A 22,209-nucleotide genomic window follows, 5' to 3' on the forward strand; every position below is an offset into this window, starting at 1 on the left:
TCTTATAATAGGTGGGTATTTGATTAAAAAAGGTAAGGTGACATGGTGGAAATTATAGAATTATTAAAAGCGTTAATATTAGGCTTTGTCGAAGGTATGACGGAATTCGCACCAGTATCTTCTACGGGTCATATGATTATCGTGGATGATATGTGGTTAAAGACAGAGGAGTTTTTGGGAAAATATCCTGCTAACACATTTAAAATTGTTGTGCAGCTCGGCTCCATTTTAGCGGTTATCGTAGTGATGTGGAAACGTATGCTAAGCTTAGTTGGCTTATATAATATTGACGGTCAATCAAAATCCATAAACGGCCGTTTTAACTTATTGCATGTTATTGTTGGGATGCTGCCAGCAGTTGTTTTAGGTTTTGCGTTTAAAGATTTTATAGACGACCATTTATTTAAAGTAGAACATGTAGTTTATGCTTTAGTGGCAGGAGCAATTCTAATGATTGCTGCGGATAAATTGGCACCAAGAAAACCAAAAGTAGATTCTTTAGACAAGATATCCTATGGTTTAGCATTTAAAGTTGGGTTAGTTCAATGTCTATCTTTATGGCCAGGTTTTTCTCGTTCAGGTGCGACTATTTCAGGTGGGGTACTCTTTGGTATGAGTCACCGAGTTGCAGCCGATTTTACATTCATTATGGCAGTGCCAATCATGGCAGGGGCTAGTCTAGTATCCGTTCTGAAAAACTGGGATACTTTATCAATGGACTACTTTGGATTTTATGCAGTTGGATTTATTAGTTCATTTATCTTTGCCTTACTATCCATCAAGTTTTTCCTAGCACTTATTTCAAAGGTGAAGTTAATGCCTTTTGCGATTTATCGTTTAGTTTTAGCCGCAGTTCTTTGTGTAATTATTTTTATGTAAATAAAAAAGGTCACTCTTGGTCCTGCACCCCTAAAGTTAGAGTCAAAAATCTAAACTTTAGGGGTGCAGGACTCTTCTTTGATAAGAAGCAGTGGCTTTTTTTATTACTCCAGCCATCATTTTTTTGAAAAAATGAGTAAAATGGTCATAAAGACTTATTGAATAGTACAAATGTATAGAGGATTATAATGATAATAGCTATCATTTACCTCTTTATTATTCATTTGTTTATTTTGAGATTATAATTGATACATAGAATGTCCAAATATTTGTTGTTATTGAATAGCATTTAGGATAATAGACTTAGTTCGGTATATGATTATAATATGAGGTGGAGAAAATGTTTCAAATTGTAAATAGATCTAAGAAAAATACAATTGAAATTAGTGATGAAGCAGCTGTCGGTATTTTTATTGAAGAGCCAGAACGTTTATTTCAGTTAAATCTTGTAGGATTAAGTGTATACGACCTTCAATTGATTAAAAGCTTAAAGCCTTATGTGGAAAGAAACGTTGTTGAGGTGGTTGGTGCATTTTATCATGCTATTGAAAGCGTGCCCTCTTTACAGGCTGTGATACAAAAGCATAGTTCTAGCGAGCGCTTACGGCAAACATTACGCCATCATATTATTGAAATGTTTGAGGGGCGTATAGATGAAGCTTTTTTAGAGAAGCGAAGTCGTGTGGCAAAGATGCATGTGAAGATTAATCTCTATCCTAAATGGTATTTAGCAGCCTTTTACATTCTTGAAAAATCACTACGTAAAATTATTTATGAGCTTCGACTATCTAAAGACGAGGAAGAGAAATTTTGTGATGCTGTTAGTAAAATATGTAATTTCGAGCAGCAAATTGTTTTGGAAGAATACGATAACTATGCCAGTATATTAATAGAGAAACAACGCAATAGCGTTAGGGAGCATGTAAAGGATGTCATAGGCGGCATTTCAACACAGTTGGAGGTTCAATCTCAAAATACGACTGAAACAGTAACACAACTTGTTTATAGTGCACAGCATGTCAATGATTCTTTGACAGATAGTATGCAAGAGGCACAATCTATGCAAAAGGTGTCTAGTGAAGGTTATACTAAAATTGTATCTATCAATGAGCAAACTGGAAAAATTCATCATAAAACAGTTGAGATGGCTAATATGGTGGAGCAGTTAGATGCCTCTTCTTCCAAAATTAATGCAGTTGTAGAAATTGTGAAAAGCATCTCAGGGCAAACCAATTTACTTGCGCTGAACTCTGCAATTGAAGCAGCACGTGCTGGCGAACATGGTAAGGGCTTCGCAGTCGTTGCAAATGAAGTAGGTAAGCTTGCTGATCAAACGAAAAGCTCAGTCGAACAAATAGCTGAACTAATTATGATGTCGAACGGTATTACAACACAGGTGGTCCAAGCCATCCAGGATATACAGCAACTCGTGAATAGTAGTATTGAACGCAATGCCGAGTCGCTAAAAGCATTTGATGCGATTTCTGGTTCTGTGGAAGATTCTATCTCTAACTTTCAAAATGTTGGTAGTCAAATAGCTGAATTAGTAAAGATTATTGAAACTATTGGTGAATCTTCTGGAGCATTAGAGAAAGTGGCCAATCGCTTAAATACAACAATTAGAGAATTTTAATAGTGTTGATGTCAACGGCAGAAAAAGTAAGTTTGAAAGGCGAGGGGTTAATTTCCGTTCTGCCAGCGTCTCAGATGTGACGCTAAATCTCTAGGAGTGACGCTGGCTCCACTCCAATCAACCATGCGCAAAAGAGTCTTTTCCTAATCTTTCATACGAGCCTTAGTGAACAAAATAGCTCTTTATTTGTATGATTAGAGTAAGGATAGGCTTTTATTTTCAATGTGGAGAAGCGATGAGTGACAACACCCCTCCATAAAGAGTAGTGAATACTTCCACTTTAGTTGAAAACCTTTGCTCAAAAGAAATATTTTTATTGATTGGGCTACTTGATTCCCATGGGGTAGTACTCGCTTACAGAATGCAAGTAGCCTACAATGGAACTTTCACAAAAATGTTATTGAAGGTTTTGTTTTCCAACATTATGAAAAACTATGCATCCAATCTATGCATAGTTTTTTTCGTGCTGTGGATTAGGATAGAATGATGTATTACACGGATAAACTAAAAATGAGGCTGATGAATTAGCTAATAACTATCAGTTATGGAAGGATACAGACTAGAAAACCCTAGAAAATGCTTGTTTTAAGTGTTACGCTATAGGCGAATTAGGGAAATGAGTAGAGGGGTGTTTTTGGAGCATGAAAAAGAAATTATTTATAACACGTAAATTTCCTACACATATTGTTGAACCATTACAGGAGTTTTATGAAATCTCGCAGTGGGAAGAAGAAGACCTGGTTATTCCACGAGACAAATTGCTAGCAGCTGTCGCTGACTGTGAGGTGCTATGGGTAACGATAGCCGATCAAGTAGATGAAGAGTTACTTTCACATGCACCCAATTTGAAATTAGTGACCAATTTAGCAGTTGGCTATAATAATATTGATGTGAAAGCTTTACGGAAACAAGGCATTATGGCGACAAATACACCAGGTGTCTTAACCAATACGACTGCGGATTTAGTATTTGGCTTACTGCTTGCAACTGCACGTAGAATTCCAGAAAGTGAAAGATATTTACGTGAAGGCAAATGGAACAGCTGGTATCCAATGCAACTGGTTGGTAAGGATGTATCAGGAGCAACAATAGGAATTATTGGCATGGGGCGAATTGGCCAAGCTGTTGCTAGAAGAGCAAAAGGTTTTGATATGAAAATCTTATATAATAATCGCAGACGTCGGCATGAAGCGGAAGAAATGTATGGCTTCCAGTATGTTTCATTGGAAGACCTTTTAAAGCAATCTGATTTTGTTGTGATTATGACACCTTATAATACTGATACGGAAGGACTCATTGGGGCACAGGAACTAGCTTTGATGAAGGAAGATGCTGTATTAATAAATGCTTCCCGTGGTGGGATCATTGATGAGGCTGCCCTGTATGATGCTTTGAAAAATGGTAAGCTGTGGGCTGCGGGGCTAGATGTTTTTGAACAAGAGCCGATTGCTATGAATCATCCTTTATTAACTCTTCCAAATGTAGTAGCACTTCCACATATCGGTAGCGCTTCGTTAGCAACGAGAACGGCCATGCTCATGCTAAATGTGAAAGCATTAACGGCTTATGGACAAGGCAAGGCAATCTCAAATCGAATTGATTAAAAAAGAGGAGCATATCATTTGCTGACATGCTACACATTGAAAAAAGACTAGAAAAAACTTTTTAGTAAGCTGTGGGATTGATTTCCGTTCCTCCAGTGTCCTTTCAGGGCGTCCGTTAGCCGCTTCACTCACCACGTTTGCTCTAAATTGTTCTTTCAAAAAGTCGAATAATTTCTTAATAACAAAACATGACAAATAGAAAAACCGAACTATTCCGAAACACTTTATAAGTGTTTCATTGGATAGTTCGGTTTTTTTGTTGGTTGAAACATTTTTTGTTCCAGCCTTATGTTTTCTTATTTATTGAATAAATCGAATATGCCACCGATGCCGCCTTCACCTTTAGATTGACCGCCCCCGCCTTGCGAAATAGGTGCTGCTGCAAAGACACGACTTGCTAAACGGCTAAATGGTAATGATTGTACCCACACAGTCCCTGGGCCGCGTAGTGTAGCAAAGAAGATCCCTTCTCCACCAAATAGTGCAGTTTTTACGCCTCCAACCATCTCGATATTGTAATCTACATTTGATGTCATCGCCACCAAACATCCTGTATCTACACGTAGCACTTCTCCCGGCTGTAACGTTTTTTCGTGAATCGCTCCACCTGCATGTACAAATGCCATACCGTCTCCCTCAAGCTTTTGCATAATAAAGCCTTCACCGCCGAAGAAGCCTACACCGATTTTTTTCTGAAACTCAACGCCAACAGAAACACCTTTAGCTGCTGCTAAGAATGCATCCTTTTGACAAATGATTTTACCGTTCAATTGGCTTAAATCCATTGGAATAATCTTACCTGGGTATGGTGAAGCGAAATAAACATGCTTTTTACCTGCACCAACATTTGTGAATGTCGTCATGAATAAACTTTCACCAGTAATTAGTCGTTTTCCAGCACCAAATAATTTCCCCATTAGACCACTTTGTGAGCTACCTCGTGAGCCATCACCAAAAATAGTTTCCATATGGATCGAGTCATCCATCATCATTAAAGCTCCTGCTTCTGCAACAACTGTTTCTTGAGGATCAAGCTCAACTTGCACATATTGCATGTCGTCACCAAATAACTTGTAGTCAATTTCATGATTATTCATAAAGGGATTCCTCCAAAAGTAAATTTAATGATATTGTATACGATTATAAATCACATTAGTTTCAATAGGAAATTAAATATTTTAGAAAAAAAGGGAATTAGCTAGAAAATGTCGAATATAAAAAACTAGAATGTGTATTATTTATTTTCATATAACGAAGGGTATTGTGAATATACATAACCTTAAGTGGCTTCTAAATTTAGAAGTCATCCTCTATATGGAGGTAATGACGTTAGATGAAAATAAAGCCTCTGGTAGTTGTCACCGATTATTAGGTAAATGCTAGTATGACCAGGTATATTGCATCTAGAAAATTCGGAATATTGACATATTTCATTCTGTTACAGACGCTGTACCAATGGAATACAACTGGTACAACAGCCGAGGCATCATAGAGTATTTCAGGGGGTGTATGTAGTGGAGATTAAAAACTATATTGGCGGTAAATGGGTCACACATTCACATTTACAAAGTATAGCAGTGACGAACCCTGCAAATGGTGAGCAGCTTGCTACCATACCACGTTCTACTTCAAATGAGGTAGATGAGGCTGTAGCTGCTGCCAAACAAGCACAAAAGAGCTGGGCACTTGTACCAGCGCCAAAGCGTGCAGACTATTTATATGCCATCGGTCTCAAAATGAAAGAGAAGAAAGAATATTTGGCGACCGTTTTAACAAAAGAGATGGGCAAGGTAATTGAAGAGGCTAGGGGAGAAGTGCAAGAAGGAATTGATATGGCTTATTATATGGCTGGTGAGGGTCGAAGATTGTTTGGCGAAACAACGCCATCGGAGCTTGCCAATAAATTTGCCATGAGTGTAAGGGCACCGATTGGTGTTGTGGCACTCATTACGCCTTGGAATTTCCCTGTTGCCATTGCAACGTGGAAGTCATTTCCTGCCATTGTTGCGGGGAATACATTTATTTGGAAACCATCGAATGAGACACCGATGATGGCCTATGAAATGGGTAAAATTTTTGAAGAAGTGGGCTTACCAGATGGTGTCGCTAATATTGTATTTGGTACAGGGCCTACAGTAGGGACAGCGTTAATTGAACACCCTGATGTCAAGGTTATTTCCTTTACTGGTTCCACGACAACGGGCAGTAAAGTAGCCGAGCTTGGCGGTAAGCACTTGAAAAAGATTTCTTTAGAAATGGGTGGGAAAAATGCTGTCATTGTCATGGATGACGCCGATTTACAGCTAGCTACAGAAGGGATTTTATGGAGTGCATTTGGTACTGCTGGGCAAAGGTGTACAGCATGTAGTCGAGTCATTGTGCATAAAGATGTAAAAGAACAATTAGAAAAGCGTCTCTTAGATGAAATGCAAAAGCTAACAATTGGCGATGGTCTAGAAAAGGACGTTAAAATCGGGCCAGTGATTAATAAAGCCGCATTGGAAAAAATTAATCACTATGTGCAAATAGGCAAACAAGAGGGAGCTACATTATTAGCGGGGGGCAGAATATTAAATGAACCACCTTACGATAAAGGGTTCTATTATGAGCCAACTCTGTTTACAAATGTGAAGCCTGACATGATTATTGCCCAAGAGGAAATCTTTGGCCCAGTCGTTTCTGTCATTGAAGTAGCAAGTTTGGAAGAAGCAATTGAAGTAAATAATGGTGTGAAATTTGGCTTATCTAGCTCCATTTTCTCACAAGATGTAAATACAATTTTCCGCGCACAACGTGATTTGGACACGGGTATTGTTTATGTAAATGCCGGCACAACAGGTGCTGAAATTCATTTGCCATTTGGCGGCACAAAAGGGACTGGTAATGGACACCGTGATTCAGGTGTAGCGGCCCTAGATGTTTACACAGAATGGAAGAGTATTTATGTAGACTACAGCGGTAAATTACAAAGAGCACAAATCGATACAGAGTAACAGATCAACGAAAGGGGATGTTCTTGATGAAAGTTGTTGTATTAGGTGCAGGTTTAATGGGTAAAGAGGTAGCTCGTGATTTAATAAAAAATGATAAAGTGGAGAGTGTGTTTTTAGGGGATATCGATGTAAAAGTAGCACAGGATTTTGTAGATACGCTAGACTCTAATAAAGTGGAGGTTGTGGAGCTTCATGCAGAGCGTGATGATTCATTAATGGACGTTATGTCTAAGGGTGACGTTGTCGTCAATGCGCTATTTTATTCGTTCAATGAGCGAGTAGCGAGAGCAGCGATTGAGGCAGGCGTACATTCCGTAGATTTAGGCGGTCATATTGGTGGTGTGACAGAGAAGATATTAGATCTTCATGAGGAAGCAAAAGCAAAAGGTGTCACAATCATTCCGGACTTAGGTGTTGCGCCAGGTATGATTAATATTCTTGCTGGCTATGGTGCATCGAAATTAGATGATGTCGATTCTATTAAACTATTTGTAGGTGGTATTCCAACTGATCCAAAGCCTCCACTTCATTATACACGTGTGTTTTCTTTAGATGGCGTATTCGATCATTATACAGAGCCTTCCAAAACGATTCAGAAGGGCAAGCTTGAAGAAGTTCCATCCCTGTCTGGCGTTGAACCTATTTATTTTGATGACTTCGGTGTGCTAGAGGCATTTTATACATCTGGTGGCATTTCCACATTGTATAAGACATTCCCCAATGTCCGCACATTAGAATATAAAACGATCCGCTATAAAGGTCACGCAGAGAAATTTAAGCTTTTAGCTGACTTAGGATTCCTTGATTCCACTAATAAGGTAGAAGTTGATAATCAAGAAGTACCTGTTCGTGCCGTTGTACGAGAGGCACTTAAAAAGAAGCTTGAACTGGGCACAAAACCAGATGCTGTACTGTTACGTGTCATTGTAGCTGGTGAAAAAGCACAACAGCAGGTCACGTATGAATATGAAATGGTTGTACGTAAGGATATGACAATTAATGAAACAGCCATGGCTCGTGCTACTGCTAATACCATTTCTGTTGTAGCGCAGATGATAGGAGCGGGTGCTATTACAGAGCATGGTGTATTTCCACCTGAAGCAATAGTTCCTGGTGATACGTATATCGAAGAGATGGCTAAACGTGGCGTGGTGATTAAAGAGACATCACATAAGTCTGCTATGATCGTGAAATGGTAGGTGCTAACCATGAATTTTGAAATGTCCACTGAACAGGAAATGCTACGAAAAACGGTAAGGCAGTTTGTTGATGAAGAAATCATTCCCTACATTGCAAAGTGGGATGCTGATGGAGGCTTTGATGCTAAAATTTGGTCAAGGCTTGCTGAGTTAGGCTTAATGGGTGTTTGTGTTCCTGAACAATACGGTGGTAGTGGTATGGATTATAATGCTCTTGCCATCGTATGTGAGGAACTTGAACGGGGAGATACAGCATTTCGCACAGCTGTATCTGTCCACACGGGCTTAAATAGCATGACCTTAATGCAGTGGGGTACTGAAGAGCAAAAGCAGCGCTACCTTGTTCCGCAGGCTAAAGGTGTTCGTATTGGAGCATTTGGTCTTACAGAACCAGGCGCTGGGTCTGATGTAGCTGCCATGTCAACAACAGCTGTCCGTGATGGCGATCATTATATCCTCAATGGGCAGAAAACGTGGATTTCCTTATGTGATATCGCAGATCATTTTCTCGTTTTTGCCTATACAGACAAATCGAAGAAACATCATGGGATTAGTGCGTTCATTGTAGAACGTTCGATGGCTGGCTTTACGTCAAAAGCGATTAAAGGAAAATATGGTATTCGTGCTGGTAATACAGGTGAGCTCTTTTTTGAAGATTTACGTGTGCCAGTTGAAAACCGACTTGGTGAAGAGGGTGAAGGCTTCAAAATTGCCATGTCCGCGCTTGATAATGGTCGATTTACAGTAGCGGCAGGTGCTGTTGGTTTAATCCAAGCTTGTATAGAAGCTAGCGTAAAATATTGTCATGAACGGGAGACATTTGGTAAGCCTATTGGAGAGCACCAGCTTGTTGGACAAATGATTGCTAATATGGAAGCCGGCTATCAAATGAGTCGTCTTCTTGTCTATCGTGTAGGTGAACTGAAAAATAAAGGTGTTCGAAATACTCGCGAGACATCCTTAGCAAAGTGGCAAGCGTGTGACTTTGCCAATAAGGCTGCTGATGATGCAGTACAAATTCATGGTGCATATGGCTATTCAGATGAATATCCAGTTGCCCGTTATTTACGAAACTCAAAAGCACCCGTTATTTATGAAGGAACCCGTGAAATTCATACCATTATGCAGGCTGATTATGTATTAGGAAGACGCCGAGATAAGCCATTATCAAAAATGTTGCCGAAATGGCCGTTTGAAGAATAAACGAGGGGGAGGGAGTATTCCCCCTTGTTTTTTTTGTGAAGTCATAACCTACATTAAAAAATTCAGAAAAATGTAACTTTCCGATTTTTTATTAGTCTAATGGATAAACAAGTAAATGAAAGAGAGGAAAAATGATGAAAAACAAATGGTTGGTAATTATGTTGATACTTGTTGTAGCTATCGTGCCTGGCGTTTTCACATGGATGGTGAATACGGATGTGACTGCAAAGGCCGCTAGCACCAGCATGGCTACACAAAGCTGGCAAGCATCTTTTTCAGTAGCTTTAAAGAAAAACAAGATTACAGAGGACTATGTCTTTATTACAACGGCAAAAGGCCAAAAAGTGCCTGCAACAATTGAATTATTAGAAGATCAAAAAACAATAGTGGTCAAGAAGTTAGCACCAGGGAATTATCAATTACATGTGAAAAAGGAAGCCTTCGCACAAGGGGGGCTGAATGTCTCTTCACAGACGATTTCATTTACTATTATTGAAACGTTAACAGCCGTCAAATCTGAAAAAGAGCTCCAGCAATATTTTAAAAAGCTGTTAACGACTCAAAGAGTTGGATGGGGAGAGGAAGAGAAAGCTGAAAGTGCAGCAAGTGAAGATAAAGCCACTGCTAATAACGAGTCTACAACCAATAACCAAGTAGACGGTGTAGAAGAGGGTGATATTGTTGTCGTAAAAGACGGCTTTATTTACAGTGTAAAGGATCAGAGTATTACGGTTGTCAATGCTAAAGATCCTAAGCATTTGAAGTTAGCGACAAGCATTAAACTAAAAGAGTCACAATATATTTCTAAGCTTGCATTATATGACAATCTATTAATTGCCATTGGGGATGAATATATTGAAAAGGCTGGTACAGCCATGGTAACAGCCTCATTTTATGATATTTCGAATCCAGGCAATCCAAAACATGTACGTCATGTTGGGCAAGAAGGCTTTTTACAGGATATTCGTATTACGAAGGACACATTATATATAATTGGTAATATGTATCCGAATTATTGGATGCTGCAAGAAGACAAAAAAGCCGAATTAAAGCCTAAAACATTTGATAGTGTAGCAGGATCAGCGTACACAAGCCTACCTTTAGAAAAAATCTCTATATTACCTAATACAATGGATGGTACCTATAGTTTAATTACAGCTGTCGATTTAAAAAATGGAGCTAAGACAACAGCCAATACAAAAGGGTATTTAGGTGGAAGTAGTGGTCTTTATATGTCAGAAAATGCTCTATATTTAACGACACCAATTTATGAAAATAATCAGGCTGCTCCATCCAATAAACGAGTTATGGATATGATTTGGCTACCTAGGTCAGCAGACACTCAGATTTTTAAGTGGAATGTAGATGGAACGACTTTAAATTTTGCTGGAAGTACAGAAGTAAAGGGAACTGTCTTAAATCAGTATTCAATGGACGAATACAAAGGTAATTTCCGAATCTTTACAACCGAGGGCAATACGTGGGATGAGAAAAGTACTTCCTATAATCACCTCTTTATTTTAGATGAACATTTAAAACCACTTGGTTCGGTAAAGGATATGGCGCCTGGAGAAAAAATATATTCTGCTCGTTTTATGGGAGAAAAAGCATATGTAGTGACATTTAAACAAGTAGATCCACTATTTGTCATTGATGTAGCAAATCCAAAAAAGCCAGCAGTATTAGGGGAATTGAAGATTCCAGGCTTCAGTAATTACTTACATCCAATAGATGAAACACATTTAATGGGCATTGGTTATGATACAGAGCAACGCTATGATGCTTATACGAAACGTAATTTTACGGTGACAACCAATATGAAGATGTCACTATTTGATGTGTCAGACTTCAGTAACCCAAAAGAACAATCGACAGTAAAAATCGGTGGGAAAGGCTCTTACTCTGATGTACAATATAATCCGAAAGCGCTATTCCGCAATAAGGAATTCAATTATTTTGGCTTCCCAGTAGTACTGTATGATGCAGGTAAGGGTGATGAGATTGTGTACCAAGGTCATGGTGCTCAAATTTATGAAATTACTGCTGATAAAGGGATTGTTTTGAAAGGAAATATAATCAATCGTAATACTAATGAGCCATATGAGAATTGGGAGCAGGTTGTACAACGAGTAGTCTATATAGATGATGCTCTTTATACAATAGCGCGTAACGAGGTAAAGAGCTATCAGCTAAATGACTTCAAGCCTTTAGATACATTAACAATAAAATAATAAGAAAAGTCCAATGAATTCGTTTAAAAATTCATTGGACTTTTTCATTGAATATATGAAAAGGGTTCATACTATTGACGATATGGTAGTATTTCTGATACCGTTACGAATTCATAACCTTGCTCCTGTAAATAGGCAAGGACAGCATCAAGTCCATCTGCAGTAGATTGATGTATATCGTGCATTAGGACAATGGCATTATTGTGCAAATTATTTTTTACATGTGGCAATAATTGCTGTGCATTGCGATGCTTCCAATCCAATGTATCAATCGACCATAGCACTACAGGTATAGGGATCTCGGCATTAATCGTGTCATTAGTTGCACCATAAGGTGGTCTGAAAACTGTAGCACCATGATTAATTGCCTTTTCTATTTCATTGGCTGTAGTATTGTACTCTTTCATCACTTGCTCTTGTGTAAGCTTTGTTAAGACAGGGTGGTTCCACGAATGATTGCCAATTTCATGGCCCCGCGCCAATACATCTCTTGCAATATCAGGATAATATTGTACTCGACTACCGAGCATAAAGAAGGTTGCTTTTGCGTGATACTTATCGAGAATGTTTAAAATTTGTTCCGTCACTTTTGGATGTGGACCATCATCAAATGTTAATGCAATACGTTTCTTATTCGGATCACCTGTAGGCGGTGGATTTGTTGGTTTTACATTTTCCATAGCAATTTGAAACTCAGAGGCTAACAATGGGTTAATAAGTGAAAGGGGTAGTTTCACTATTGGGGCACCTGCTGCTCCGCTAGCAATCTCATATTCATTGAAATAGAATTGTAATGAATCGTCGACAATAGCAAAGCGATTGAAGTTAGACCATTTTGGCTCTGTAGCTTTCAGTAATTCATCAGTGAAAAGCTCATCCTTTATTTGAAGGTTTTTCTGCAAATCCTTTCGTACATTGGCAGCTAACGTTGATAAGTTGTTCTCGTCATTTTGTAGAAGGGTTTGAATTGTAATTTGCTCGCCTGTTTCGTTATTAATGAAGAATGTTTTCGTTGAGACTTCATGATTAGCTCCACCAAGGTACTCCATTTTTGTTAGAACAAAGGAATAATAATGCTCTCGGTATGGAAATGTTTCAAGACTAATATTTAATTCACCCATAGCTTCTTTATCTTTATTTTTTTTCATAGATGCTAGATAGTTTTCTTTTGAATCCGATATGTATTGTAATACGGCGTCATTAAAAACTTTGTTATCTGTTTGTGGGTAATGTATAGCAAATGGTGTTCGTTTATCATTAGAAACGTCTGTAACAATACGTATGCCTGGAAACGCAGAACTTTCAGTCGATAAATTACTATTGACCGATTCTGTCTTAGATTCTTCTTTTGAAGCACTAATCTTTTGAAACTTAAATTCATCCTTTGATAGGATAATAACTAGTATAACTGTTGTTAAGGTTACAATAAGGCCCAGTAATAAAAAATCAATTATTGGACCGCGTTTTTTTCTGCGTTCCTGCATGGTGTTGGATACGCTCCCCTCTTTTTTATTCTCTATACAATCAGACGTGTTAATCATTAAAAAAGTTATACAAATTACGGATCTTTTAATGTTAATTTATAGTAATTATTTTAAATCGGCTATCCTTCTATAGGGTATCAATCGAATGTTGTTGTACTTCTTTTAAAGTGGTTGTAAAATACCTACTAAAATAGAAAAAACATGCTCAATAATTGTTAATTCATGAAAATTAAATTGAAAGAAAGCTAACTGTTTATGCTGAAATTTTCAGTTGAGTTTTTATTGGCAGTTCGATAATATTGGCAAGGAACCTTTTGAAGGAGGCAGATAGCTGTAATGGTCTTACAAGAAGCGGATAATGAACTTACGATTGACTGTTTGTTGCTTGCAGGGCGTATTATGATTGAAAGTGGAGCAGAAACATATCGTGTGGAGGATACGATGCTGCGGATGGCACATACTCAAAATATGCCAGATGCTCAATGTTATGCCACACCAACTGGAATCATTTTTTCGTTAGGCAAGACACAGCCGACGCGAATTACATCAATTTCCAGTAGGGTTACAGATTTACAAAAAATAGCCTTGGTAAATTCAGTATCTCGGAGACTCACATCTCACATCATAACATTAGAAGAAGCTTATGACGAGTTAAAGTCGATACAAAAAACAAATTATTTTTTACCAACTTATTTACAAGTTTTGTCAGCCGCACTTGCAAGTGGGTGTTTCCTGATTATGTTTAAGGGAGGATGGTCGGATTTTCCGGTAGCTTGTATAGCGGGTGGGATGGGTTTTCTAGTACTTGTGATGATCAACCATTTAACAAGGGTGAAGTTTTTCTCTGAATTTACGGCATCACTTGTTCTCGGCTTTGTGGCCTTCTTAGCAGTAAAGTATGGTTATGGAACTGAACTTGATAAAATTATTATTAGTTCTGTCATGCCACTTGTACCAGGTATTTTGATTACCAATGCTGTTCGTGATTTAATGGCGGGTCATTTTATGTCAGGGATGGCAAAGGGAGCAGAGGCCTTTTTAACAGCCTTTGCAATCGGTGCAGCAATTGCCGTCACGCTAGGATTTTAGGAGGCGGACAATATGCAGATGATGGACATTCTTATACAATTAATTGTTAGTTTTTTTGCGACAGCTGGGATCGCCATTCTTTTTAATGTTCCTAGAAAAACATTACTTCATTGTGGTCTTGTTGGAGTAATTGGCTGGATTATCTATTACGTTTTAACAGAGCAAGGAATGGATGTCGTCAAAGCTTCTTTCTTTGGCTCGTTTGTCATTGCCATAGTTGCCCATTTGTATGCGCGACGTTTTAAAATACCAATGATTATTTTTATCGTTGGTGGAATTATTCCGTTGGTGCCAGGAGGGATGGCATATAATGCCATGCGAAATGTTGTAGAGGACGATTACTTACAAGGCTTACAGTATGGCCTAAAGGCATTTTTAATTACAGGTGCAATTGTGATCGGTCTAGTCTTTGCGGAAGTAATTATTCAACTTATTTTCCGTTCAGTCCGTTCAAGTAAAGTAAAATTACAAAAGGTCTATAAAAAATAGAAGGAGGCTGCGTTTAGCTTAACGCAGCCTCCTTAATTACTTATTATTTTTTACTAAGCAATACTTCAATTTCATCTGGTGTAACTGGCTTACTAATATAATAGCCTTGAATGGCGTCACAACCATATGTGATTAATAGGTCTGCTTGCTCAGCCGTTTCGACACCCTCGGCTACAACTTTCAGTTCCATAGATTTACCAAGTTGTACCATACCATGCATAAGCTTTTGGCTCTTTTCAGATTTTAATAGAGAATTCGTAAACGTTTGATCAATTTTTAGTGTATCAATCGGTAAAATCTGCATATATCTAAATGATCCATAGCCAGTTCCAAAATCATCTAATACGAAAGAGATGCCTTCGTTTTCAAGCTTGCGCATTTGCTGTGCGATAGATGTGGCAGCTTCTGCCTCTAAAGCAAATTTTTCAGTAATTTCAATTTGTAGAAGATTTGCTGGACAACCTGTTTTTGCGAGCACTTCAAGTATGGATTTTGCCATATTTTTATCGCGGAATTCGCGAACAGAAGAGTTAATAGATACTTTTAAATCATGACCCGCCTTTTTCCAAAGTAATGCCTGCTCACAAGCTTTTTCTAGCATAAAGGAACCGATATTATTAATAAGGCCTGTTTCTTCCGCAATCGGAATTAATTCATCAGGCGCAACAACGCCAATTACCTCGTCTTCCCATCTTACAAGTGCTTCAACAGCTGTAATTTTACCAGAATAAACATCAATTTGTGGCTGATAAAGTACCTTTAAATTCTTCTGATCAAGTGCTTGAAGTAACCGTTTTTCAATTAAAGCTTTACGATTTAAAGCTTTATGTGTTGCTGTTGACAGGGAAACAACTTTGTCCCCACCAGCCTCACGCACTGTTGAAATGGTAGCAATTGAGGCTTTCATAAGTTGAGAGAATGTTGTTTGGTCTTCTGGATATCTTGTAATGCCACCACTAATAGAAATTGGTACAGCAATATTGCCGCTATAAATAGGGTGCTGTTGTAAGTAAGATAAGAACCCTTGAATAAACCACTCACTTAAAGGGGTAATGACAACAAAATCATTTTCATTTATACGAGCCATTGTGCTATCTTGGAAATACATTTTTATTCGATTTGTAAATTCAATAATAAGGCTTTGATCGATTTGTTGGTCATGTAATTCTTTTAAAGTATAAAATTTATCAATACTTAGATAAACAAATGAAAAATGTCTTTGCTCTTCAATCATATTGGTAATGACTTTTTCAAGTCGATGTGCATTCATCAGCCCAGTTTCTGTATCGATATAAGCTATTTTTTCTAGCTGATGTTGAATGGTTTTCGATTTAGTAATATCTTTTTCAATTAAGATAAATTGTTGTTCATTTGTTTCGAGATTAAAAGTAGGAATGGCTGTTAGCAATACCCAATAGGATTGGCCTATTTTTGTGATTTTTTCAACTTCGCCTTGCCACGTATGACCATTGTTTAAATTACGCCAAATCGTATTTGTGACTTTTTCGCTCGCTTCATTATCCGGGAATAACTGCCAAAATGTTTTGCCGATTACACGCTTTGGCGTCCATTGACTTGTCTTTAAAAATTCATTATTACATTCTAAGATAAATCCATCGTGATCGAGTGTGACAGTCATGAATGTAGCATCTAAACCTGACTTGATATTAACAAATGTACTGCAATGTGAAACAGCATTCGTCATTAATTCTGGTAGCATAAAGATTAGTAGAATAAAACGTTCTCCTTCTTCTGTATAAGGCTTCGCTAACAGGGCTGTCGTTATTTCTGTGTTTGACGTTGTGTATACTTGAATTTTATCTAAATACGTACTGTCCTCATTTTGTAAAATAGACTGAAATGTTTCTACAGGAAGCTGACATAGTAGATTTTCGAGTATAGATGGAGTAGTATTTCCTTTAATATCATCGGCTGACAATCCAATCAGATGTTCTGTGCTCTTTCCCCAGATAGTCGCTTGTCCATCTTGATTTATGATAATTGCAGGAAAAGGAAGTGAATTTAAATAATGTTCATCAATCGTAAATGATTTATGCATATGACTCATGATTTTTCGATCTCCTTGGGTAATCAATATATACTAATATTATAGTTAATTATCGGGAATTAGTCATTATGAATATAATTGTAAATATTTGATAATGAAGAAAAATAGGACTTTTCTCGTGATGTGTAAGAAAAGATTTGAAGAAAAGTAACAATTTTTAGTACGTATATAGGAAGCAGGATTGGTATGGAACGTTTAAAAGGAATATTATTTATTGTCTCGGGTGCTATGTTATGGGGAGCAACTGGCCCTTTGATGGAGTGGCTACTTAACCATACACCATTGACCGTCTCCTTTATGTTAACAGTCCGTTTATCGGTTGCAGGTATATTACTACTTACATATTTATTGTTAACAGGAAAAAATATTTTTAGTATTTGGCAGCATAAACTCTGGGGTAGACAGCTCATTACTTTTGGTATTGCAGGGATGCTAGGTGTACAATTTGCTTTTGTTGCTGCTATAAATGAAAGCAACGCAGTACTTGCGACCTTACTACAATTTTTAGCGCCCATTTTTGTTGTGGCATATGTCTCTCTTAGTTTAAAGAAATGGCCACCAAAATATCAAGTGTTAGGGATTATTGGTACCCTTATAGGGTTATTTCTATTACTAACGAACGCTTCGTTTGAAAGTTTGCTTATTAGTCCAAAAGCCTTGCTTTGGGGTATAGCAGTAGGCTTAACATTTGCATTTTACACACTGTATCCTGCACGCTTAATGAAGGAGTGGAGTGTGCTATTAGTAGTTGGCTGGGGCATGCTGGTAGGTGGTTTAACATTAGGCTTAGTGAGCCGTGTGTGGCAGTCCAACCAATGGGTTGTTTTAACAGATTTTAAGATACTTATGTTAGTCGTGGCATTAATATTTTTTGGAACAGTAGCCTTTATTCTGTTTTTAAGTAGTATGAAATATATTACAGCAGTGGAGACGAGTATCCTTTCCAGTATCGAACCATTAACAGCAATGGTTATTTCAGTCATTGTATTCGGTACATCTTTAGGTTTTTGGCAATTAATAGGTGTTTTCGTTATGCTTGTTTGTGTAACCTGGCTTTCGGTAGCAGGCGAAAAAGCATAAATATACTATTGGGTTAGGATTTTTTAACTAGCTTTATATTTTATCTCTGACAAGGGGGAAAGAATGTGAAAGAAGTTTTTTCCTATGTAAGGCCATATAAATGGACTGCCATTTTTGCTTTATGTTTAATGCTTTTAGAATTATTTGTGGAGCTTGTACAGCCACTCATTATGGCGAAAATAATTGACGAAGGTGTACGAGCCCAAAATCAAGGGATGATTTTGCAATGGGGAGCTGTTTTACTTGCACTATCAATCGTAGCCTTTATAGCGGGAGTCATTAACTCTTATTTCTCCTCTCATACAGCACAAAGCTTTTCATATGATTTACGAAATGCCATGTTTGATAAAATTCAATCCTTTACACTAGCAACCTATCAAAAATTTTCCACAGCATCGCTCATTACTAGATTAACGAATGATGTCACACAGGTACAAACGGTACTGTTTATGAGCTTACGTATTATGCTTCGAGCACCGCTTGCTGTTATAGGAAGTATTGTAATGGCCTTTGTTGTAAATGCCAAATTGGCGCTGTTTTTAGTGATAGGCGCACCCATCATCTTTATTTTTCTTATTTTTATGGTGGCGAAGGGTGTGTCTTATTTTGGACGTGTACAGAAGAGGGTAGATCGTTTAAATAGGGTATTACAGGAGAATTTACAGGCAATTCGTTTAGTGAAGGCCTATTTACGTGGAGCATATGAGGCTACACGCTTCGATGAAGTTGCTTCACGCTTAAAAATGGATACAGTAAAGGCTTTACGCATTATGGAATATATTATGCCTGTTCTATTATTCATCATGAACATGAGCTTGCTTGCCGTTTTATGGTTTGGTACAAAGCAAATTGCCACAGGGACAACGCCACTTGGCGATATTGTAGCTATTGTCAATTATGCCATGCGTATGACCGGCTCGTTTTCAATGTTTGCGTTTATTATTATTTTTTATGCGCGTGCAAAGGCCTCCGCAGAACGTATGGCAGAAGTACTATCTATGGAAAATGAGGTGGAGGATATTTCCCACTCAGAAGAAGTAGATAGCACAATGCAATATGGAGAGCTAACCTTTGAACATGTTTGTTTTACCTATCCAGAAGGAGATGCTCCCGTCCTGTCAGATGTGAGTTTTCAAGTGAGGTCAGGAGAAAAATTAGCGATTATGGGGGCAACCGGTGCTGGAAAGTCAACATTGTTACAGCTAATTCCTCGTTTTTATGAAGTAACGCAAGGAAGAATTCTTGTGGAAGGGCAGGATGTTCAGGACTGGGAATTGCAAGAGTTACGTGAAATCATTGGTTATGTCCCTCAGCAATCATTATTGTTTACTGGAAGTATTGCAGATAATGTACGTTGGGGAGATACTCAGGCTGAAATGGATGCTGTACTACAGGCTACAATGCAGGCACAAATACATGCATCTGTGGAAGATTTCCCAAATGGTTACGACACTAAGGTTGGACAAAAAGGTGTTAATTTATCAGGGGGCCAAAAACAAAGACTATCTATTGCTAGAGCTCTTTTGAGAAAGGGGCATATTTTAATGCTTGATGATAGTACAAGTGCCTTAGATGTTAAAACTGAACAGTCTTTGTGGGAGGCATTAAGTGAAGAGAAGGCAACAATGCTTGTTGTCACACAAAAAATTCGCACAGCTAAAGGTGCAGACCGTATTTTACTGATCGATGCTGGAAAAGTGGTTGCATATGGTACACATGAAGAGCTTTTACAAACTTCAACGCTCTATAAAAAAATTGCAATCTCCCAACAGGAGGTGGAGGATTAATGGGATTTTTCCAAAAACCTTTTGGCTATGAGCCGATTTTGACTAAAGGTGATCTGAAGCAAGCTGTGAAGAAAAAGAAAGGGCCTCGTGCAGCAGATTGGAAAAGTACATTGCTTCGACTATGGAAAATTGTCGACGAACAACGCACACTCCTCATTGTGGTTCTTTTACTAGTGATGCTCAGTTCAATTTTAGCTTTAGTTGGTCCTTATTTAATCGGTCAAATGATTGATAATTATGTTATGCATGGCAAGCTTTCAGGTTTAAGTAAGTGGATTGGTGTATTAATTGGTATTTATATTCTGTTAGCTGTTTCACTTTTTCTACAAAACTATTGGATGATTGGTATTGCTCAGCAAACTATTTATAGATTACGAACAAGTATATTTGCTCATTTTCAACGATTGCCAGTTGCGTTCTTTGATCGTCGTCAACATGGTGAACTGATGAGTCGTATGACGAATGATATTGAAGCTGTCAGCTCTACCTTAAATAGCTCTTTTATCCAAGTGTTTTCAAGTGTACTTACGCTTGGAGGAACCGTCATTATTATGCTTAGTTTAAGCCCTTTGCTGACAGTGCTGACGATGACAATTATTCCGCTGATGTTTTGGGCGATGCGCTGGATTACACGGCGTACAGCACCCTTATTTAAAGAGCAGCAAGTAGCTATTGGCGCTTTGAATGGGATGATAGAGGAAACAATTTCAGGGCAGCGGATTGTCAAAGCTTTCTCACAAGAAGAGCGTATGAAAGCAGAGTTTCGAGAAAAAAGCTCGCGATTAAGAAGAACCGGTTTTTGGGCACAGACTTACTCGGGCTATATTCCTAAAGTCATGAACTTTTTAAATAATATGAGCTTTACAATTGTTGCAGGTATAGGAGGCGTACTCGCGCTATATGGGCATGTGTCGATAGGGGTTATTGTTATATTCACTGAATATGCACGACAATTTACACGTCCTTTAAATGATTTAGCAAACCAGTTCAATACGGTACTATCAGCCATTGCTGGTGCAGAGCGCGTATTTGCCTTGCTTGATGAACAACCAGAGGCAGAAACCGTTTCAGCACAAAAGCATCAGTTATTGGGGCATGTGGCGTTTAAGCATGTGTATTTTAAATATGAGCTGGAAGAAGAAGCTTATACACTAAAGAATGTTAATTTTAAAGTAGAACCTGGACAAACGGTAGCCCTTGTTGGTGCGACTGGAGCTGGGAAAACAACAATCCTCCAACTGATTGCAAGGTTTTATGAGGTAACAAAGGGTGAGGTATTGTTTGATGGCATAAATGTACAGCAAATAGATCGTCAATCCCTTCGCTCACAGATGGCTTTTGTATTGCAGGACCCCTTTTTATTTGAGGCTTCTGTTCGTGAAAATATCCGATATGGTCGACTGGATGCAAGTGATGCAGAGATTGAGAAAGCTGCCAAGCAAGCGAATGCCCATGACTTTATCATGAAGCTCAAAGATGGCTATGATACGATTCTTGCTGCGGATGGACGCGAGATATCACAAGGTCAGAAGCAGTTACTCTCTATAGCAAGGGCGCTTATTGCTGATCCGAAAATTTTACTTTTGGATGAGGCGACAAGCAGTATCGATACTGTGACGGAAATGGCGATACAAGAGGCGCTTGATACGTTAATGCAGGGTCGCACTAGTTTTGTTATTGCCCATCGATTAAACACTGTGCATAATGCCGATATGATTTTAGTTATGCAAAAAGGTGAGTTAGTTGAAGCTGGACCTCAGCAAAAACTAATTGAATCGGGTGGCCTTTATGCGCAAATGCTTCATTCCTCCTCGCATCATCTTGAGGAATAGAGGAAAAAGGTGATATCAACGGCGGAAACAGCCATTTTGAAAGGCAAGGGATTGATTGCCGTTCCGCCAGCGTCCTTTCCAGGGGGCGTCTGATGAGCCGCTTTACTCCAAGCAATCATGTGCAAAAGTACCTTACCCTTATCTTTCAAACGAGCCGTAGTGAACAAAATAGCCTATTATTTTTGTATGATTAGAGAAAGGATAGCCTCTTATTTTCAATGTGGAGAAGTGATGAGTGACAACAACCCTCTATAAAGAGTAGTGGACACCTTCACTTTATTTAAAAATCTTTGCTAAAAAGAGCGGTAGCGGAGGAAGCGGCTCACAGGGAAGCAAGTAGCCTGCTACGTTAATCCATCTTCACCTTTCACAAAAATTCTATGGATGGTTTACGATGAAAAGAGTAATTTCATGTGAAATTACTCTTTTTTCGTTAAATTGAAATGTTATTAATTTGAATAAATAGTATAATATTATAAAAAAGATATCTAATAGGAGTTTCTGTATAGTTTAAAAGTAACTGTGTAAAAAAGATTAATTATCTCTCATTTTGAGAAATTAGCATAATATTTTATATCTATAATTTCTAGTAAATTTCAGTCATTTTCATGAATTTTTATAGTATAAATCCTTTTATT

The 22,209-nt window shown here is 38.1% G+C and carries 15 protein-coding genes; 12 read left to right on the forward strand and 3 right to left on the reverse strand.

Annotated elements, in window-relative coordinates:
* Positions 1 to 42: 42 nt before the first annotated feature.
* The 3 genes from MKY46_RS02010 to MKY46_RS02020 all read left to right on the forward strand — a co-directional run bounded on the left by MKY46_RS02010 (position 43) and on the right by MKY46_RS02020 (position 4,116).
* A complete protein-coding gene (locus MKY46_RS02010) occupies positions 43 to 879 on the forward strand; it encodes an undecaprenyl-diphosphate phosphatase (protein WP_170829842.1) in 837 nt (278 codons plus the stop codon).
* A 340-nt stretch (positions 880 to 1,219) separates the two neighbouring features.
* Positions 1,220 to 2,512 carry a globin-coupled sensor protein gene (locus MKY46_RS02015; RefSeq protein ID WP_036117732.1) on the forward strand — a complete coding sequence of 431 codons (1,293 nt, stop codon included), beginning with the start codon at positions 1,220 to 1,222 and terminating at the stop codon, positions 2,510 to 2,512.
* 641 nt (positions 2,513 to 3,153) lie between these two features.
* On the forward strand, positions 3,154 to 4,116 hold the full coding sequence (locus MKY46_RS02020) for a 2-hydroxyacid dehydrogenase (RefSeq protein WP_058844775.1): 963 nt from the start codon (positions 3,154 to 3,156) through the stop codon (positions 4,114 to 4,116).
* Positions 4,117 to 4,412: 296 nt separating this feature from the next.
* On the opposite strand, the gene MKY46_RS02025 is transcribed toward MKY46_RS02020, so the two are convergent.
* Positions 4,413 to 5,213, reverse strand: coding sequence for a TIGR00266 family protein (locus tag MKY46_RS02025; RefSeq protein ID WP_089933090.1), 801 nt, complete (start codon positions 5,211 to 5,213; stop codon positions 4,413 to 4,415).
* Positions 5,214 to 5,630: 417 nt separating this feature from the next.
* Here MKY46_RS02025 and MKY46_RS02030 point away from each other — a divergent pair, with 417 nt between their 5' ends.
* From MKY46_RS02030 to MKY46_RS02045, 4 genes are all read left to right on the forward strand, one after another.
* The gene (locus tag MKY46_RS02030; RefSeq protein WP_340833655.1) at positions 5,631 to 7,109 is read left to right on the forward strand and encodes an aldehyde dehydrogenase family protein; all 1,479 of its coding nucleotides are present in this window, start codon (positions 5,631 to 5,633) and stop codon (positions 7,107 to 7,109) included.
* Between the two features lie 26 nt (positions 7,110 to 7,135).
* Positions 7,136 to 8,308, forward strand: coding sequence for a saccharopine dehydrogenase family protein (locus tag MKY46_RS02035; RefSeq protein ID WP_036117720.1), 1,173 nt, complete (start codon positions 7,136 to 7,138; stop codon positions 8,306 to 8,308).
* A 9-nt stretch (positions 8,309 to 8,317) separates the two neighbouring features.
* Positions 8,318 to 9,511, forward strand: a complete 1,194-nt coding sequence (locus MKY46_RS02040) for an acyl-CoA dehydrogenase family protein (RefSeq protein ID WP_036117717.1) — start codon at positions 8,318 to 8,320, stop codon at positions 9,509 to 9,511.
* A gap of 134 nt (positions 9,512 to 9,645) precedes the next feature.
* The gene (locus tag MKY46_RS02045) at positions 9,646 to 11,742 is read left to right on the forward strand and encodes a beta-propeller domain-containing protein (protein WP_036117716.1); all 2,097 of its coding nucleotides are present in this window, start codon (positions 9,646 to 9,648) and stop codon (positions 11,740 to 11,742) included.
* 71 nt (positions 11,743 to 11,813) lie between these two features.
* Here the strand turns inward: MKY46_RS02045 and MKY46_RS02050 are convergent, their stop codons facing one another.
* A complete protein-coding gene (locus MKY46_RS02050) occupies positions 11,814 to 13,226 on the reverse strand; it encodes a polysaccharide deacetylase family protein (RefSeq protein ID WP_036117713.1) in 1,413 nt (470 codons plus the stop codon).
* Positions 13,227 to 13,562: 336 nt separating this feature from the next.
* Between MKY46_RS02050 and MKY46_RS02055 the strand changes: the two genes are divergently transcribed.
* Together MKY46_RS02055 and MKY46_RS02060 are read left to right on the forward strand one after the other, a co-directional pair.
* Positions 13,563 to 14,315: a threonine/serine exporter family protein gene (locus MKY46_RS02055; protein ID WP_036117711.1), complete on the forward strand. Its 753-nt coding sequence runs from the start codon at positions 13,563 to 13,565 to the stop codon at positions 14,313 to 14,315.
* 21 nt (positions 14,316 to 14,336) lie between these two features.
* A complete protein-coding gene (locus tag MKY46_RS02060; protein WP_170829849.1) occupies positions 14,337 to 14,804 on the forward strand; it encodes a threonine/serine exporter family protein in 468 nt (155 codons plus the stop codon).
* A 43-nt stretch (positions 14,805 to 14,847) separates the two neighbouring features.
* On the opposite strand, the gene MKY46_RS02065 is transcribed toward MKY46_RS02060, so the two are convergent.
* Positions 14,848 to 16,872: an EAL domain-containing protein gene (locus tag MKY46_RS02065; RefSeq protein ID WP_340833657.1), complete on the reverse strand. Its 2,025-nt coding sequence runs from the start codon at positions 16,870 to 16,872 to the stop codon at positions 14,848 to 14,850.
* Between the two features lie 186 nt (positions 16,873 to 17,058).
* On the opposite strand from MKY46_RS02065, the gene MKY46_RS02070 reads away from it, so the two are divergent.
* From MKY46_RS02070 to MKY46_RS02080, 3 genes are all read left to right on the forward strand, one after another.
* A complete protein-coding gene (locus MKY46_RS02070; protein ID WP_036117705.1) occupies positions 17,059 to 17,952 on the forward strand; it encodes a DMT family transporter in 894 nt (297 codons plus the stop codon).
* Positions 17,953 to 18,017: 65 nt separating this feature from the next.
* On the forward strand, positions 18,018 to 19,739 hold the full coding sequence (locus MKY46_RS02075; protein ID WP_036117703.1) for an ABC transporter ATP-binding protein: 1,722 nt from the start codon (positions 18,018 to 18,020) through the stop codon (positions 19,737 to 19,739).
* Positions 19,739 to 21,571: an ABC transporter ATP-binding protein gene (locus tag MKY46_RS02080; RefSeq protein WP_036117700.1), complete on the forward strand. Its 1,833-nt coding sequence runs from the start codon at positions 19,739 to 19,741 to the stop codon at positions 21,569 to 21,571. The genes MKY46_RS02075 and MKY46_RS02080 overlap by 1 nt, the downstream gene beginning before the upstream one ends.
* Positions 21,572 to 22,209: the final 638 nt, after the last annotated feature.

Origin of the sequence: Lysinibacillus sp. FSL M8-0355 (genome assembly GCF_038008985.1) — a bacterium.
GTDB classification, from domain to species: domain Bacteria; phylum Bacillota; class Bacilli; order Bacillales_A; family Planococcaceae; genus Lysinibacillus; species Lysinibacillus fusiformis_D.